The organism is Paenibacillus sp. JNU01, assembly GCF_059130585.1.
On record NZ_CP169723.1, the window covers coordinates 6,158,495 to 6,175,549 of the forward strand.

Below are 17,055 nucleotides of genomic sequence, written 5' to 3' on the forward strand. Positions count from 1 at the left end.
AGATGAGACCTTTCCGAATTCGCCTTGCCATCATTATGATGGTGCTGATCGGTATATCCGTCATTGTAGCTGGATATACGATGGGCAGAGTGTTTAAGACTACGCATATAACTGCATTGGAGCAAACCATGGTGCGCGAGATTAATTTGCTCAAAGCGACTTTTCCATTCCATGATGCAAGTGATCCAACCTCGGAAGCCACACGAAAGTATTATTCAGATCGGGCGCTGGAACTGGATCGTCTGACGGATTCCCGGGTAACCTTCATCAATAAAGACGGCACCGTCATTGGAGATTCCGAGAGTAATCCGGCAGCGATGGATAATCACTTGAACCGGGAAGAAATTCTGGGTGCGGTTGGGGATGGATACGGGCAGTCCATACGGTACAGTGAAACACTGGGACAGGACATGCTGTATGTAGCACTACCTGTCAATTCGGATCAAAGTGACATGATTGAAATGCCCAGCGGCAAATTTGATGGCTACATCCGTCTTTCAATGAGTCTGCATGCGGTTGATCAGGGTCTTCAGCGTGGTTGGATGATTATGTTTGCTGCACTTGGACTGCTGTTCTTAATTGTCGCATTTGTCAGTTATCGGGTTGCACGCGGACTAACCTCCCCGATTGAGCATATTACAAAAGTGGCTCATCGAATCACCAAGCTGGAATACGATGCGAGAGTTGATGTAACGCGTAGAGATGAGATCGGACAGTTGGGGCTTGCGATCAACGGAATGGCAGACAGCTTGCAGTCCCAGCTGAAGACGATTCGTGACAATGAAGCTTTGCTACAGAGCGTCCTCGCGAACATGACCGGAGGCATTGTCATGATCGATGCAGGGCAATCCATTGCATTGGTTAATCGGGAAGCAGAGCGTATGCTCGGTATTCAGGCAGGAAAAGTTACGGGTAAACCTTATACTGAATTGAAAAGACACTACGAATTAACACGTACCATTGAAGAGAGTGTTGCACTGAAAGATCGGATGCATGAAGAAGTGAGTGTGTTCAACCCGGAGGAAAAACTGATCCGTATTGATGGCGTACCCATGTCGGAAGATGATGGCGGGTATCGAGGCATGTTGTTCCTGTTGCAGGACGTGACGGCGATTCGCCGATTGGAGTCGATGCGCAGTGAGTTTGTCGCGAATGTCTCACATGAGCTTAAGACACCTGTTGCTGCGGTCAAGGGCTTTGCCGAAACGTTGCTCAGTGGCGGGGTACAGGATAAGGAGACGGAGCGTTCATTCCTGAAAATCATCTATGATGAAGGAGATCGACTTAACCGATTGATTGGGGATATTCTGGAATTATCCAAAATTGAATCCAAACGCGCGCCTTTGCAATGTTCACCTGTTCATGTACACTCTTTCTTCGAAATGGTGCTGGGCACCCTGTCCAAGGTGGCGGAGAAAAAGCAGATTCGTCTGGAAATGCATGTTCCGGAGGAACTGCACATTGAAGCGGATGAGGACAAGATGAAGCAGATCTTCATCAATCTGTTATCCAACGGAATCAACTATACCCCGGATGGCGGACGAGTGAAGTTACAGGTGACAATGGATAACGACGATGAAGTGGTCTTTGCGGTGTCGGATACAGGAATTGGCATACCGAAAAAAGATCTGCCGCGGATCTTCGAACGGTTCTATCGCGTTGATAAAGGCAGATCCCGTAATTCAGGGGGCACGGGCCTTGGACTTTCCATAGTGAAACATCTGGTGGAATTGCATCATGGCAAATTGTCTGTTGAGAGTGAGCTGGGCATGGGGACAACGTTCCGTGTGATCCTTCCATTCATTCAGGATGAAGAGATCTAGACATGAAGTAGGAAAATGTAAAAAGGTTGTTTTGTTTTACACCGCGTTAACAATTTAGTGCTATGATAGAAAAAGTGTTGTGGCAACAGACAACCTATGAAGAGAGAAGGGGTATCATGGCACAGCGTTTGCTAGTTATTGAGGATGAACCTACATTATCGAGATTACTCACGTATAACCTGACACAGGAAGGTTATGACGTTACGGCAGAGGATCACGGATCTGCAGGATATGATCGGGCCTTGTCTCAGGAATTTGATCTCATTTTGCTTGATCTGATGCTTCCGGGCATGAATGGTCTGGACATTCTGAATAAGTTAAGAATACAGGGTGTCAGTACACCTGTTATCATTCTGACCGCCAAGAACGGTGAAGCCGAGGTAGTACAGGGACTGAAATCGGGTGCCGATGATTATATTACCAAACCATTTGGTGTATCTGAGTTATTAGCCCGAGTGGATGCCGTATTAAGACGTTATTCCAATGGTGAAGACTTACCACAGCCTGATGACAAGGATGGTTCACGAATTATTCTGGGAGAGCTTGAGATTTATCCTCTGAAATATGAAGTGACACTGGGTGGACAATCCATCAGTCTGCGTCCGAAAGAATTCGAAGTTCTCTTATATTTGGCCAAAAAGCCGGGTGTGGTACTGACAAGGGATGATCTGATGAACGCGGTGTGGGGCTTCGATTATATCGGAGGTCAACGAACAGTGGACGTACACGTCAGCTCATTACGCAAAAAGCTGGAGCTGGACCCAGAATCGGTTCACATTGATTCCATTCGTGGTGTAGGTTATAAATTGGTTGTGAAAAGAAAAACTCCCCATCATTCAAGTTAGCAATGATCGGGGAGTTTTATTTTACATTCGTTTAACATAAAGGAGGATGTTCCTTTACGTAGAGGGAGTAGCATGGACTTATCTGGGTGATACTTTATACCTACATAATCTATCTCAAGACGGAGCTAATACGTAAAGGAGATTGCGCATTTATGCCCATGTTGCTCGAAGTGAAACCTGACCAGCCTCATGTTGTTTTACATAACGAAGAATTAACGACACCCGAACAACAGCATCATGAAGTAACGGTGGTTGCTGAAGAACCTGTAATCCATCTGCAAGACTATTACCGCCAGGTTCCTGTCGCAGGAGTCCACACGACCTGTGGAGAAGCAGCGACGATGATGAATCAGGGTCAGGAGCACCCTTGCATTGTATTATGTGATGAGCAGATGAAACCTACTGGATTGTTAATGCGAGAGACGTTATATCGGATGTTAAACGGCCGTTTTGCCGCAGATCTATTCTACCGTAAGCCGGTCATACAAGTCGTGAACACATCGCCGGTTATTGCAGATATTCATATGGAAGCGACCACAATTATCGATATCGCACTTGGACGGAATGAACAACATTTCTACGATTGTCTACTCGTTACGGATCAGGATCGACTGCTCGGTGTGCTGACGATGCGTGATGTGATGTCGCTTTCCCGCAGATTGCAACAAGCGTCTTCGGAAGAACGTGTTCGTACGGTATCGGAGAGCAGGCAGGAGATAACGAGAATTAATGAAGCAGTTACCAAGCTGGTGCTTGCAGCGAATCAGACCGTTCATGAGGCCCGGGAGATCATGGCATTGTCCAAGCGGGGCGAAGAGAGTTTGAAGCATGTCGATGCTTCCTATAACCGGGTACATCAGCATATGGAGAGTCAAGGACAACATGCGGATCACATGTTGAATTCGATCAAAACAGGCTCAGGCATGGCACATTCGATCCGATCTCTGGCAGATCAGAGTGGGCTCCTTGCCCTGAATGCTTCCATCGAAGCAGCACATGCCGGTGAATATGGACGAGGTTTTCAGATTGTTGCAGGCGAGATTCGAGCGTTGGCGAAACAGACCCGTGAAGTTGCAGGCAGCATGTCTTCATTGCTGGAGAATATTGGTGGACTGACCCTTCAGACCGTAGAACTGGTTAAGGCAAGCGGAGCGGAGATTGATGACAGTTCGGTACATGTCACTGCAGGGGGAGCCACGTTCCGGCAACTGAACAGTGCGGTGAGAGATCTGTCCCGTATAGCAGAGGAAATTGCCATGGAAGGCGGAAAAGCTGGAGAAGTCGCAGAGCATATTCGTACAAAGCTGGATGAGATGGTTTTGAATAGTGAGTAAAATATAAGGCAATCCATAAGGCTAAGGTAGACATCAGGAATCAGATTGATCCATTACGCAGATCATGAAGGTTAAGGATGTCTTTTTACATTCCGTTAACATGAAAGTGATACGGTTTTTACAATGAGAGGGTAGGATATTAAAGATGGCCGAGCAGCGATGAACGATTACCAGCATCGGTCTCAACGTAAAGGGAGTTTTCGTGTCCCTGCAGCGAAGGAGAAGTGAACATCCATGAAGGACCTCATTCACATTGATAAACTTAATTTATACTATGATACGCATCACGCGCTTAAAAATATATCGATGGATCTGCCGGAAAAAACGGTTACTGCGTTCATCGGGCCGTCAGGTTGTGGTAAATCGACATTGCTTCGCACATTGAACCGGATGAATGACATGATTCCGGGTGTTCGTGTGGAAGGACAGGTTATGTTGAATGGCTCCGATATCTACAGTAATGAGATTGAAGTGGAGACACTGCGCAAACGGGTCGGCATGGTGTTTCAACAACCGAATCCGTTCCCCAAATCCATTTATGATAACGTCGCTTATGGACCACGCTTGCATGGGGTAACCCAGAAGGCTGAACTGGATCGGTTGGTGGAACAGAGTCTTGTCCATGCGGCACTGTGGGATGAAGTGAAGGATGTATTGAAAAAGTCGGCACTGAGTCTGTCTGGCGGACAACAGCAGCGTCTCTGTATTGCACGGGCGCTGGCTGTACAGCCTGACGTTCTGCTGATGGATGAAGCAACGTCGGCACTCGACCCGATCTCCACGTTGAAAATTGAGGAGCTGGTGAAGGAATTGCATCACAAGTACACCATCGTTATGGTTACCCACAATATGCACCAGGCGGCACGGGTATCTGGACGCACGGTATTTTTCCTGAATGGTGAAGTGGTGGAGGCAGCTGATACGGAGACGTTATTCTCCACACCGCAAGATTCCCGAACCGAGGATTATATCTCTGGAAGGTTCGGTTAAGCGAGCTGAGTTGGAATGATCCCGGCATAACCGGAGACGATGGATAAGGAGGACATGAAATCTATGATTCGCAGAAAAGAATTTGATCAGGAGCTTGAAGAGCTGCGTACCTTGCTCAAGCAAATGGGTGAACATGTAGGAGCAGCACTGGATGGGGCTATTGAGAGTTTACAAACGATGAACGCGGAGAAAGCTCAGGTCATCATCAAGAATGATGCGAATCTGAATGCCCTTGAAGACAAAATTATGGAGCTTGGCTCCAAACTGATCATTACACAACAGCCGGTGGCGAAGGACCTCAGACGTATTATCGTGGCTTTCAAAATCTCCAGTGATCTGGAGCGTATGGGAGATCTTGCTCTCGACGTGGCGAAGGTGACACTCCGGATGGATGGACAGAAGCTGATTAAACCTCTGGTGGATATCCCGCAGATGGCAGAAATCGTGAAATCCATGATTGATGAATCCATCGAATCTTTCCTGAAAGAAAACACAGATCTGGCCTACAAAATGGCTCAGACGGATGATCAGGTCGATCAACTGTACAGCCACATGATCAGTGATCTCTACACGTTAATGACAGAGCATCCGAATCAGGCTTCTCAGGCTATGCTGTTAATGATGGTTGGACGTTACATTGAACGTATTGGCGACCATGCAACCAACATTGGTGAGAGCACGGTATACCTGGTCACAGGTAAACGTCCGGATCTGAATCAATAGAAGAGTATTGCTTTGGCTTTGGAATTGGGGAATCAGTGCTGATTAAGTAATGCAATCATATGAATGGAAAAGGACTTTCTCTCAGGTAGGCTGTGTACAGCTGTCTGTGGAGGAGGTTCTTTTTTGCGATTAAATGAAGTGAAAAGAGGCTATTCTTTTTGATGTGACAGGTGGGTATGGTATCATGAGAATAGATGTAATTTGAAGAGGTTGACCATATAATACGCGAGGTGCTGGAATGGACAAGTTTATTCTCATAGATGGAAATAGCATTATTTACAGGGCGTTTTTTGCAATGCCGCCTCTGACCAACTCGAAAGGTCTGCATACCAATGCCGTATATGGCTTCACCACGATGCTGCTGAGACTGCTTGAAGAGCATAAACCTACACATGTGATGGTCGCATTTGATGCAGGCAAAGTTACGTTCCGACACGAAGGATATCAGGAATACAAGGGTGGTCGGGAGAAAACACCACCAGAGTTGTCAGAGCAATTCCCATTGCTCAAAGAACTGCTGAAAGGACTTGGCATTGCCCAGTTTGAGCTGGCAGGATTTGAAGCGGATGACATTATCGGGACGTTAACCAAACGCGCAGATGAAGCGGGCAGACAGGTGCTTGTTGTATCGGGTGACAAAGATATGCTGCAGCTTGCCTCTGAACATGTACATATCGGACTGACACGTAAAGGGGTAACCGATATTGAACTGTATGATCCTGCTCAGATTAAGGAGCGTTATGGTCTGACGCCGCTGCAAATCATTGATCTCAAAGGTCTGATGGGCGATGCGTCTGATAATATTCCGGGTATTCCCGGAGTCGGAGAGAAAACAGCACTGAAGCTTTTGCACCAGTTCGGATCGGTGGAGGATGTGCTGAATGGTACAAGTGAACTGAAAGGCAAGATGAAGGAAAAGATCGAGGCCCATGCCGAAGATGCCCGGATGAGCAAGCAACTCGCGACAATTCACCGGGAAGTTCCGCTTGAGCAGACGTGGGAGGATATGCAATTCGGCGGTTTAAAAGAAGAACAGGCTGGCCCTGCACTGGCCAAGCTGGAATTCAAATCCTTGCTCGAACGTCTGTCGTTCAGCGGCAGCCTGGCTTCTGAACAGGAAGCGGTCCCTGCTGCCGAGGTAGAGTCCTCCATTGCAACAGAGGACAACATAGGCGAGCTGTTCAGTTCCCTGGGTTCCATTGATGTCCTCCACGTGGAGACACATGGGGATAACCCGCACCAAGCAAAATTGATTGGACTTGCTGTAGGTTCCGCTGGAACCTACACGTTCATATCTCCCGAATTGCTTCATTCCGATGCTGCTGCTTCAGTGCGGGAATGGCTTGGTAATTCAGAACAACCAAAGCGCGGGTATGATCTTCATCGTGTAGACCTGGCTCTACATGCACATGGAATTGAATTCGCTGGCGCATCATTCGATGTACAGCTGGCTGCTTATTTGCTTGATCCAACGGAATCCAACCAGACAATTAGTGGACTCACAACCAAGTATGGTCTGCCATCACTCGTGGAGGATGACACGGTTATGGGCAAAGGGGCCAAGTATAAGGTGCCGGAAGCAGAGATCCTGGGCGATTTCCTTTGCCGGAAAGCTGCTGCTGTGGCAGCGATTATTCCTCTCCAGGAACAGGCGCTGGAGGGCGATGAGATGAACTCACTTTTCCATGAGCTGGAGATGCCGTTGTCGCGTATTCTGGCAGATATGGAGAAGCAGGGTATTAAGGCTAATACAGCCGATTTGCAGGCGCTGGGAAGCGAGTTCGAAGAGCATATCAGCAGACTTATGGCTGAGATTTACAAGTTGTCAGGGACAGAATTCAATCTGAATTCGCCGAAGCAACTGGGGGAGATTTTGTTCGACAGACTGGGCTTGCCGGTCGTGAAGAAAACAAAAACAGGCTACTCCACAGATGCTGAAGTATTGGAGAAATTAGCGCCTTATAATGATGTGGTTAAGCATATCCTGCAATATCGTCAGCTTTCCAAGCTGCAATCTACTTATGTGGAAGGACTGCTCAAAGAGATCTCCGATCGAGATGGCAAGGTGCATACGTATTATCGTCAGACCATTGCTGCAACGGGACGACTTAGCAGTCAATTCCCGAACTTGCAGAACATTCCGATTCGGATGGAAGAAGGTCGCAAAATCCGGAAGGTATTTGTTCCTTCCGAACCCGGTTGGTCCATTTTGGCAGCAGACTATTCCCAGATTGAACTGCGTGTTCTGGCACATATTTCGGACGATGAGCGCTTGAAGGAAGCATTTGTCAATGATATGGATATTCATACGAAGACTGCTTCGGATGTATTTGGCGTGAAGCCTGAGGATGTGGATGGGGATATGCGTCGTTCCGCCAAGGCAGTTAACTTTGGTATCGTATATGGAATAAGTGATTATGGCTTATCACAGAATCTGCACATTACTCGTAAAGAGGCAGCGCAGTTTATTGATCAGTATTTTGAAGTATTCCAGGGTGTGCGCCGATATATGGATGACATTGTGAAAGAAGCTCGCCAGGATGGTTACGTTAAAACGCTGCTTGAGCGACGTCGTTACCTGCCAGAGATTAATGCCAGCAACTTCAATCTGCGCTCCTTCGCAGAGCGTACGGCGATGAACACACCTATTCAGGGAACTGCGGCAGATATCATCAAGCTGGCCATGGTACAGATGGATGAAGCGCTGCGGGAACGCAAGTTGAAGAGCCGTATGTTGCTTCAGGTGCACGATGAACTTGTGTTCGAAGTGCCTGCTGATGAATTGGAGCTGATGAAAGAACTCGTGCCTTCGGTCATGGAAAAAGCATTGGAACTTTCAGTTCCGCTGAAAGCTGAAGTCAGCTTTGGGGATAACTGGTACGAAGCGAAATAATCAAGCAGCGCGCGGTTTTTCCGGTATTTTACAATCGGGCCTTCCATGTTAGAGATATAAGAAAAGGGTCCCGCTGAGCGCCATCTTCCGTTATAATATAGGGGAGGTGAGAACATCATGCCGGAATTACCGGAAGTCGAAACAGTCAGAAGAACATTGAATCAACTTATTGTGGGCAAAACGATTGATCATGTGACCGTTAGCTTGCCGCGAATTATTCAGCGGCCGGACGACATAGATGCATTTGCAATGGAACTCGCGGGACATACCGTAATTGGCGTGGAGAGACGCGGCAAGTTTTTGCGTATTTTGCTGGACGGGCTGGTGCTTGTCTCCCATCTGCGGATGGAAGGAAGGTACGGCGTGTACGAGCAGCATGAAGATGTGGAGAAGCATACACATGTAATCTTCCATTTTAATGATGGTACGGAATTGCGTTATAAGGATGTACGCCAGTTCGGTACGATGCATCTGTTTAATGCAGGTGAGGAACTGATATCGAAACCTTTGCTGAAGCTGGGATTGGAGCCGCTTGATCCGGCCTTTACGGTAACCGCATTCCGTGAGGCGGTGGGCAAGCGAACAACCAAAATTAAAGCTGTGTTGTTAAATCAGGCATATGTGGTGGGTATCGGGAATATTTATGTGGACGAGGCTCTATTTCGCGCCGGCATCCATCCTGAGACCATCGCCAAAACTCTGACCGAGGCGCAGTTAACGGTGCTTCATGAAGCGATTGTGGCTACGTTGCAAGATGCAGTGAATGCAGGGGGTTCATCCATCAAATCCTATGTGAACGGACAGGGTGAGATGGGCATGTTCCAGCATCAACTGAAAATCTATGGACGCAAATCGGAGCCTTGTGCAACATGTGGTACGTTAATTGAAAAAACGGTGGTTGGTGGCCGTGGTACGCATTTTTGTCCGAACTGTCAGCCGCTGAACTTGAACTGAATGAACGAAATGATGAAATCATAGCACCCTTGGATTCCTCCCTCCATATACTGATATGGCAGAAATAAGCGGGCGTATACCCATACTGGCATCTTCAGTTGGCACGAGTACCGCACAGAGGAGGAGTCCGGGGTGCTGCATCATTTTATTTCATTGCTGGCGCTTGCTTTGGCGCTTAGTTTAGATGGTTTTGGAGTCGGGATTACATATGGGTTACGGAGGACGAAGATTCCCCTGTTATCTATCGCTGTTATTTCGATCTGTTCGGGATTGGTTATTGCCTTGTCGATGCAAGTTGGTGTGCTGTTGTCCCATGTCGTGTCACCGGATATCGCTTCCATTGTGGGCGCCGTTATATTGATAGGTATTGGTGCATGGTCACTGTTGCAACTTATTCGAAAGCAAGGAAAAGAACAGCTGGAAACAGGCAACGGAACGGATGAGGGAACAGAAGAAACAAACGTTAATGCGATGGGAAACGTACAAGTGACGCTGCCGGATTCCAAAGGCAGGAATCAGGTGCTTGCACTGGATCTGGAGCAATCGGCTTCGGGTGGTTCTCTCGAACGAATGGTATTTACACTGGAGCTCCGTAAGCTGGGGGTCGTCATTCAGATCCTTCGCAGCCCTTCCAAGGCGGATATGGATAACTCGGGAAGTATATCTGCTCAGGAAGCGATGTGGCTGGGGATTGCCCTGTCTCTGGATGCGTTTGGAGCAGGCCTGGGAGCGGCTCTTTTGGGATTCCCCACGCTCTGGACGGCACTCATTATTGCCCTGTTTAGTGGGGCGTTTCTGTCACTCGGCATGAAGGTTGGACTACGATTCTCAGCCCTGCGCTGGATGCGAAGACTCTCTGTATTGCCGGCACTATTGTTAATGATTATGGGAATAATGAAGCTGTTATGAGGTGAAACGATGAATATAGGCTTAACCGGCGGGATCGCGACAGGCAAAAGCAGTGTTTCCGCCTATCTCGCCAGTAAGGGAGCGTTGCTCATCGATGCAGACGTTATTGCCCGGGAAGTTATGATGCCCGGGCATCCCGTGTTGGCCGCCGCTGTTAAGCGGTTTGGACAAGCCATACTGAACGAAGATGGAACACTGGATCGGAAAAAGCTTGGAAGTATTGTTTTCCAACAACCAGAGGAACGAAAGGCATTGGAGGCTATCACACATCCGGCGATCCGTAAAGAGATGCGTGAACGGGCTGCTGCATATGCGTTGCAACATCCGGATAAACTTGTGGTATCTGATATTCCATTGCTCTACGAATCGGGTCTGGAAGACGGTTTTGAGGAAGTCATGGTTGTCTATGTACCGAGAGCGGTTCAACGAGATCGCTTGATGAGTCGGGATGGAATGACTGCAGCGCAGGCTGAGGCACGGATGGATGTACAGATGGATATTGAGCGCAAAAAGCAGTTGGCTGACATTGTCATCGATAACAGCGGTTTATGGACTGAGACGGAGCAGCAAATTGACTCATATCTACAGCGTAAGGGTTTGTTATGAGAATATTGCGCAAGAAACGAGTACTGCTGTTGATGTTTGTGTCCTTTGTATTGGTGTTATTTCTGAATACAAACTGGATGGCATGGTTCTATCCGATTCATTATAAGGAAGAGATTCGTGCCCAATCTCAGAGCTATGAGGTTGATCCGTTTCTGATTGCTTCCATTATCAAAGTGGAGACCAATTTCAAGACAAGCAAGGAATCCAAACGAGGTGCCATTGGACTCATGCAGCTGATGCCGGACACGGCCAACTGGATATTGGAACAAGCCAAAATTCCCGACACTTCACTGGAGGAATTGAAGCACGAGCCTGAACGAAATATTCAGTTAGGCACATGGTATCTGCGCAATCTGTCCGATCAATTTGGTGGCAATGAAGCGGTTATGATCGCTGCTTATAATGCGGGTCCAGGCAAAGTGAATAGTTGGCTCAGAGATGGTGTATGGGATGGTTCATTCGATACGGTAAAGGATATTCCATTTGGTGAGACGCGTCACTATGTACAAAGGGTCATTTATTATTATAATCAGTATGTAAAGATCTATAATACGTTCTAAGTATATAAGTAGAAGCACAGAGCAGGCCGGTTGTTCACCGGCCGCTCCATGCTCCTCTGTGTAGCGTATTACGATGCAGATATTATTGGTATTGACCTGCCAATTGCTGTTCTGCAATTGTTACCAGACGCTTCGTGATGTATCCACCGATCGAACCGTTCTCGTAAGAAGTCATGTTACCTTGGTATCCGTCTTGTGGGATGCTGATTCCGAGTTCTTGAGCAACTTCATATTTCATTTGCTCGAGTGCTGCGGAAGCTTTAGTTACCACCAGGTTGTTGGAGTTACCGTTGCTTTGTGCCATTGCTGTTCACCTCCTCGTGAGTTGGTAAAAGTATTATGTCTCGGCAATGCATTTTTCATTACAAAATCAAGACAGGGAATATGTGGTAAAAAGTAAAACGTGGGAAGTGATCTGATTTGAAGTGTCCTTATTGCGGTTATATGGGTACCAAAGTGCTTGATTCGCGTCCGGCCAACGAAGCGAAATCCATTCGCCGTCGCCGGGAGTGTGAGCAGTGTGCCCGAAGATTCACAACGTTTGAGATGATTGAAGAAACTCCATTGATTGTTATCAAGAAAGATGGCAGCCGGGAAGAGTTTAGCCGGGACAAGATTCTTCGCGGGCTTATTCGTGCCTGTGAGAAACGTCCAGTCTCCGTTGAGACGTTGGAGATGATGGTATCTGAAGTCGAGAAATCCCTGCGTAATACAGCTGATGCTGAAGTGGAGAGTCGTCAGATTGGTGAGCTATTGATGGAACAGTTGTTTCCAGTCGATGAAGTGGCGTATGTCCGTTTCGCGTCGGTATATCGTCAGTTCAAAGATATCAATATGTTCATGAAAGAACTGAAATCCCTGTTGTCCAAAGACGATCTGGAGGATTAGTGAAGTGGGAAAGGGAGAAGAGCAGTCTGGAGTTCCAGTCCATGTGTACCAGTGAAATCGGTTGTTCTTCTCCAATCATTTTGGATCTTGAAAAATTGATTGACAGCGAAAGCTGGATTTTATATGATATAGGAGTCGCCTGTGGAACGTTAGCAGTGTTGGACAAGTTATCTATTTCATATCCTGGGGCCTTAGCTCAGCTGGGAGAGCGCATCGCTGGCAGCGATGAGGTCAGGGGTTCGATCCCCCTAGGCTCCATAACGAAGAACGCCATCACATTAGTGTGATGGCGTTTTTTATGTGGTGAAATAAATCAGAACATGATTAATGAAGTAGAAGGAATTGGGGACGTATATTCTAAATACCAAAAATCGAGGGTTTAAAGTCCTGACCGGGGAGTTGTCAAAAAAAGTGCAGTTTGAAAACAGGAGACCCATCCGGCTTGATATTGTCCAGCCGGGAGGGGTCTCCTTAATTCTGTATACGCTTTCACTTAGCCAGATATTCAACGAACCTTACAAAGATCGTGGCTACTTCGGCGCGGGTGGCGGTGGCTTTGGGAACAAAAAAGTTGCCCGGTTTGCCTAATATAATGCCGTTGCCTTGAAGCGTCTGAACGGCCTCCAACGCCCAGGAGCTGATCTCACTCTGATCCGTGAAGGGTTTAGAGTAGCTTTCAGGTATCTCATAGCCCTTGTAGTTCATGTAGTTGTAAAGTATCACCAGCAGCTGCTCACGCGTTAACGGCGAATTGGGGTCAAACAGGTCTGCGTTTGTACCGTTGACTATGCCTTTTTCGGCCGCCCACTCGGCTGCCGCGGTGTACCATTGTCCGTCCGTCACGTCATTAAAGCGGGAACTCGTGTAGCTGGAGAGGTTTACGTTCTCAAGATTGGCCAGTACCTGCACGAACATTGCACGCGTCATTGCGCTGCCCGGTGAGAACATTGTGGACGTCGTGCCGTTGAAAAGATCGTATGTGTAGGCGAAATTTATATCGTTGTAGAACCAGTCTTCCATGTTGGCATCCCTGAAAGGGTTGCCCGATATCACGAGGAAGCCCAGTGGGGTGGCGTCATCGAACACCAGCTCCGTACCCTCACGGATGTTCAGCGACATGCCGTTGTTTAAACCGACTCTTGCTCCGTCCGGTCCTACCACAACCGCTCCGCTGCTCCGTATCTTCGATCCACCGTGGAGATGCACCTGGTTGCCGTTTGACAGGTTCACATGCGCTTCTTTGCCGCCTATTGTGACCGTACCATCGCTCGCGATCGTCGAGCCACCCGAAATGGTCACTCTGCTGTTGCCGCCGGGTAGTGTCACTTCGGCGCTTTTGTCTGCCGGAATGATTACCTCACCGTTTGCGTCTATCGATGTGCCTTCGGGTACTTTAATCTTCGTCCCGCCTTTGGTCGCAATCTCGCCGCCGCCAGGCAGGGTGGTGTTGCCGTTTTTGTCAGTGATCACGGGCTTATCCTTCGGTGTATTCACTGTGTAGGTCGACTTCGACGTTCCAGCGTCTGTCCCGGTGCCCGTATTGTTGGTGTTGTGTGTATTACCACTGTTGCTTGTATTACCGGTGTTGCCCGTATTGCCGCCAGAATCAGGTACAGTGGGAGTCGTCGTCTTCATCGGTGTCGCCGTAGCACTGATCTCCGCGCCGTCTCCCTTCGCGTTCACCGCGATGATGGTGAAGTTGTAGCCTTGGCCGTTTGTCAGATTGTTGAAGGTATATTTGGTCTCCGCCGCTTCCAATGCAACCGGTGTTACATTTCCATACCATACCTTGTAGCCCAATATCGCGCTGCCACCATCGTCAGCAGGAGCATTCCAGCTCAATGTGACCTGTCCGTCACCCGCTGTCGCTTTGAAGCCACTCGGTGCACCAGGCACGGACGGTTTTCTCTGCGCGAACATCCAATCAAAGACGTCTGTGTAATCATTGTCCCAAGCCGGTAAGTTAGAGGACTGCGCCGTGGGAGCTATGCTCCAATTCCCCATAGTGATCTGGTTATAAAGCACCGCCGCTTCAACTTCATGCGCTATATAATCAGCCAGAACAGGTGTGTTGGCCGGATTCGGCCTCAGATTCGGCTGATCAAATTGATTGTAGGGCCACGTAAGAGCCTCATTACTCTCAAAGCGCGAAGCCCTCGCGTTGACCATTTTTGGCATATTGTTATTGATGAAGTTATTGAGGTTCGTCTGGTAGCCACCAACATTATGAGCATTTAAAAACATCCAATAGGCCAGGTTGTTGTGAGCGTCATTGTCTTTAGCGTTCGGTGAACCGCTTACCGGGGCCATAGGTGCGGCGGCAGCGAAGAAGCCGGGATAGCTGTTAACTAAGTTATTCGTATACTGGCCGCCCCATGAGAAGCCTGCTGCGTAAATACGGTTAGGATCTACTTCACCACTGGCAATCAGGGCGTCTATGACCTTCTTAACATTTTCTGTGGAGGGAACAGATACGCCATTATAGGAAAGATTCAGTATATGGCTGGCGTACTTATCGGGATTTTGCTCCATCTTTTTCATTAAAGCGACGGAACCGTTGGCGGATTTCATGGCTGCTTTTTGGTCTGTCGCAGCGTTTGTGCCGCCGCGTGACATGCCGTGGGTATATACATACAGCGGCAATCCTTTCATCACGTTACCTCCGTCATCCTTGTGAAGGTAGAGCGAACGATTGACCGAATTGTCCGTGAATGTTGTAAATTTATCGAGGATTGGATTCACAACTTTTTCCTGTTCAAAAACCACATTGTGAAGCGAATTCCCCTCTGTCAGTACGATTTCGCCCTTTTGAACAAGGGTGTAGACCTGCCTAGTCGAGTTACTGCTGCCATCCAGCGTTGTACTGCCGCCGCTCTCTGAATAAAACTCAGACTCAACAACGATGTAACGACCGCTCACCAGTCCGTCCTGATAATCTGGTGAATGGCTAATCGGCCCGACATAGCCGCGTACCTTTGGCTCGTCATTAGCGTATACCCTTGTGATCTTGCGTGGTCCTTCAAAGGTCACTGCTTCGCCGTTCAAGGTCGTGTTCCTAGCCGATAAGGCAAACAAGTCTGGATTAAGCGCGGAGCCTAATGCCGACTTCCCCTCGCCTAAATCAATGATAACAGCCGTTGTGTACTCGCCACTGGCGAAGTTGTCATTCCATACGATAAAAGGAAGTATCCCCGCGTCCGGATCGTTTCTGAAGGTCACATGAATGGCATGATCAGCCTCAATATTTGTAAAGGTATAAGTGCTAGCAGGTAGAGTCACAGTCTCGCCATCTACCGTTACGGTATCCACAATTTTGCCGTAATCGGGGGTAAACGTAATTTCTTTGTTAGAGCCCCGATCTACTCTCAGGACATCGCCGGGTGGGTTCGACATGATTGAGCCGCCTGGTCCCGCAGTGGCGGTAATTGATAATCTGGTGTCTAATTCATTGGCTGGGATGAGCTGCAGGCTGTCTGTAAATGAATCAGAGCTGGTGTAAGCTGCGTCTGGAACTCCAAAAGAGGAAACGACTTCATAGCGGTCAGCGCCATTTTCTGTCGAGTTATTGATGTAAACCTCAAAGGTAAGCTGTCCCTCCTCAAAGGTCAAATTTCTTTTGGGTATTCTCATTTCCACGATGTATCCGGTTTCCGTGATCTGGGTCCATGCAGCCCTGCCTGGAGCGGCCTGCCCTGAAAACACACCCGTCGAGCTGACTCGCCATTGATTTGAGCCGCCGCTTCCGGTACCAACATAAAACTCCAGGCTGTCATACCGGTGATCTGCGCCAGCTCCCTGATATAGATTACTGTCATTCACATCGACGCGGGCATACAGGTAGTCATGATCCCAAAGGATTCTGGCTGTACCCATGGCATGGGGTCTGGGGTCGGTGGGTACCGTGCTTTTGTTGATGTGATGCTCCATGGTTTGGCCCCAAAGTGGGTCGTTTGCCCCGAGTTCGGGAGTTCCAAAAATGGCGGTGGGTGTTTCATTCGCTTCTGCGTTCTCGATGTTGTCAGTGGCGGCAGCATAGCTGGTAGGCATTAGCGACGCTACCATGACCAAGCAACAGAGGAATGCGAGCATTCTGCTAAATCGTTTTGGCATAAATGAAAATCCTCCTTATTTTTTTGATCCGGTTCGCCCACGGCTTACCGACATCTTATTCGGACACGTTGTCAATATGACAAGCGTCCAACTATATATATTAAGTCTATCAGGAGTTAAATCCTTTAATTTACACATAAACCATACGTATACATCCAGAACGGCAGAGGTGCCGTTTTATTGCTTTGATAATCTTGTACGCATCTGTACATGTAGATTGCTTCATATGAAAGGTGTCGCAGTTTGCATTCATTTCAAATTGCAATAAAAAAATCCACTTTATGAACAAGAAACTACATTGAATTGGAAAGGTGGAAGACGTAATATGAGGAGAAATGTAAGCGCATTCATATCAGGGTGTTTCTTTAGCTCCTTGAGCGAGGTGCTCTTGTTTTAAAGGTGAAGTAAGGATTGTGTGCT

The 17,055-nt window shown here is 48.0% G+C and carries 13 protein-coding genes and 1 tRNA gene; 12 read left to right on the top strand and 2 right to left on the bottom strand.

What is annotated here, in order from left to right; genetic code table 11:
• Window positions 1-2 precede the first annotated feature (2 nt).
• The 10 genes from pnpS to NLBNIHML_RS27145 all read left to right on the top strand — a co-directional run bounded on the left by pnpS (window position 3) and on the right by NLBNIHML_RS27145 (window position 11,637).
• Complete coding sequence (gene pnpS / locus NLBNIHML_RS27100) at window positions 3-1,823, top strand: two-component system histidine kinase PnpS (protein WP_494353221.1); 1,821 nt, start codon at window positions 3-5, stop codon at window positions 1,821-1,823.
• Between the two features lie 116 nt (window positions 1,824-1,939).
• Window positions 1,940-2,668, top strand: coding sequence for a response regulator transcription factor (locus tag NLBNIHML_RS27105; RefSeq protein ID WP_339241021.1), 729 nt, complete (start codon window positions 1,940-1,942; stop codon window positions 2,666-2,668).
• A 152-nt stretch (window positions 2,669-2,820) separates the two neighbouring features.
• Window positions 2,821-4,002: a methyl-accepting chemotaxis protein gene (locus NLBNIHML_RS27110; protein ID WP_494353222.1), complete on the top strand. Its 1,182-nt coding sequence runs from the start codon at window positions 2,821-2,823 to the stop codon at window positions 4,000-4,002.
• Between the two features lie 234 nt (window positions 4,003-4,236).
• A complete protein-coding gene (gene pstB / locus NLBNIHML_RS27115) occupies window positions 4,237-4,992 on the top strand; it encodes a phosphate ABC transporter ATP-binding protein PstB (protein ID WP_339260134.1) in 756 nt (251 codons plus the stop codon).
• Between the two features lie 63 nt (window positions 4,993-5,055).
• The gene (phoU, locus tag NLBNIHML_RS27120) at window positions 5,056-5,715 is read left to right on the top strand and encodes a phosphate signaling complex protein PhoU (RefSeq protein ID WP_017689478.1); all 660 of its coding nucleotides are present in this window, start codon (window positions 5,056-5,058) and stop codon (window positions 5,713-5,715) included.
• A 238-nt stretch (window positions 5,716-5,953) separates the two neighbouring features.
• Entirely contained in the window at window positions 5,954-8,608 is a 2,655-nt protein-coding gene (gene polA, locus NLBNIHML_RS27125) for a DNA polymerase I (protein ID WP_494353223.1), read from the top strand.
• Between the two features lie 117 nt (window positions 8,609-8,725).
• Complete coding sequence (gene mutM, locus NLBNIHML_RS27130; protein WP_494353224.1) at window positions 8,726-9,562, top strand: DNA-formamidopyrimidine glycosylase; 837 nt, start codon at window positions 8,726-8,728, stop codon at window positions 9,560-9,562.
• A gap of 132 nt (window positions 9,563-9,694) precedes the next feature.
• Complete coding sequence (locus NLBNIHML_RS27135) at window positions 9,695-10,471, top strand: manganese efflux pump (RefSeq protein WP_445252782.1); 777 nt, start codon at window positions 9,695-9,697, stop codon at window positions 10,469-10,471.
• Between the two features lie 9 nt (window positions 10,472-10,480).
• Window positions 10,481-11,077, top strand: a complete 597-nt coding sequence (coaE, locus tag NLBNIHML_RS27140; protein WP_472478926.1) for a dephospho-CoA kinase — start codon at window positions 10,481-10,483, stop codon at window positions 11,075-11,077.
• Window positions 11,074-11,637, top strand: a complete 564-nt coding sequence (locus tag NLBNIHML_RS27145; RefSeq protein ID WP_315936545.1) for a lytic transglycosylase domain-containing protein — start codon at window positions 11,074-11,076, stop codon at window positions 11,635-11,637. Before coaE ends, NLBNIHML_RS27145 begins: the two co-directional genes overlap by 4 nt.
• Before the next feature lie 82 nt (window positions 11,638-11,719).
• Here the strand turns inward: NLBNIHML_RS27145 and NLBNIHML_RS27150 are convergent, their stop codons facing one another.
• Complete coding sequence (locus tag NLBNIHML_RS27150) at window positions 11,720-11,941, bottom strand: alpha/beta-type small acid-soluble spore protein (RefSeq protein ID WP_017689472.1); 222 nt, start codon at window positions 11,939-11,941, stop codon at window positions 11,720-11,722.
• A 116-nt stretch (window positions 11,942-12,057) separates the two neighbouring features.
• Between NLBNIHML_RS27150 and nrdR the strand changes: the two genes are divergently transcribed.
• The gene (gene nrdR, locus NLBNIHML_RS27155; RefSeq protein WP_036609807.1) at window positions 12,058-12,525 is read left to right on the top strand and encodes a transcriptional regulator NrdR; all 468 of its coding nucleotides are present in this window, start codon (window positions 12,058-12,060) and stop codon (window positions 12,523-12,525) included.
• A gap of 185 nt (window positions 12,526-12,710) precedes the next feature.
• Window positions 12,711-12,783 (top strand) — tRNA-Ala (locus tag NLBNIHML_RS27160).
• A gap of 231 nt (window positions 12,784-13,014) precedes the next feature.
• Here the strand turns inward: NLBNIHML_RS27160 and NLBNIHML_RS27165 are convergent.
• A complete protein-coding gene (locus NLBNIHML_RS27165) occupies window positions 13,015-16,635 on the bottom strand; it encodes an S-layer homology domain-containing protein (RefSeq protein WP_494353225.1) in 3,621 nt (1,206 codons plus the stop codon).
• Between the last annotated feature and the right edge of the window lie 420 nt (window positions 16,636-17,055).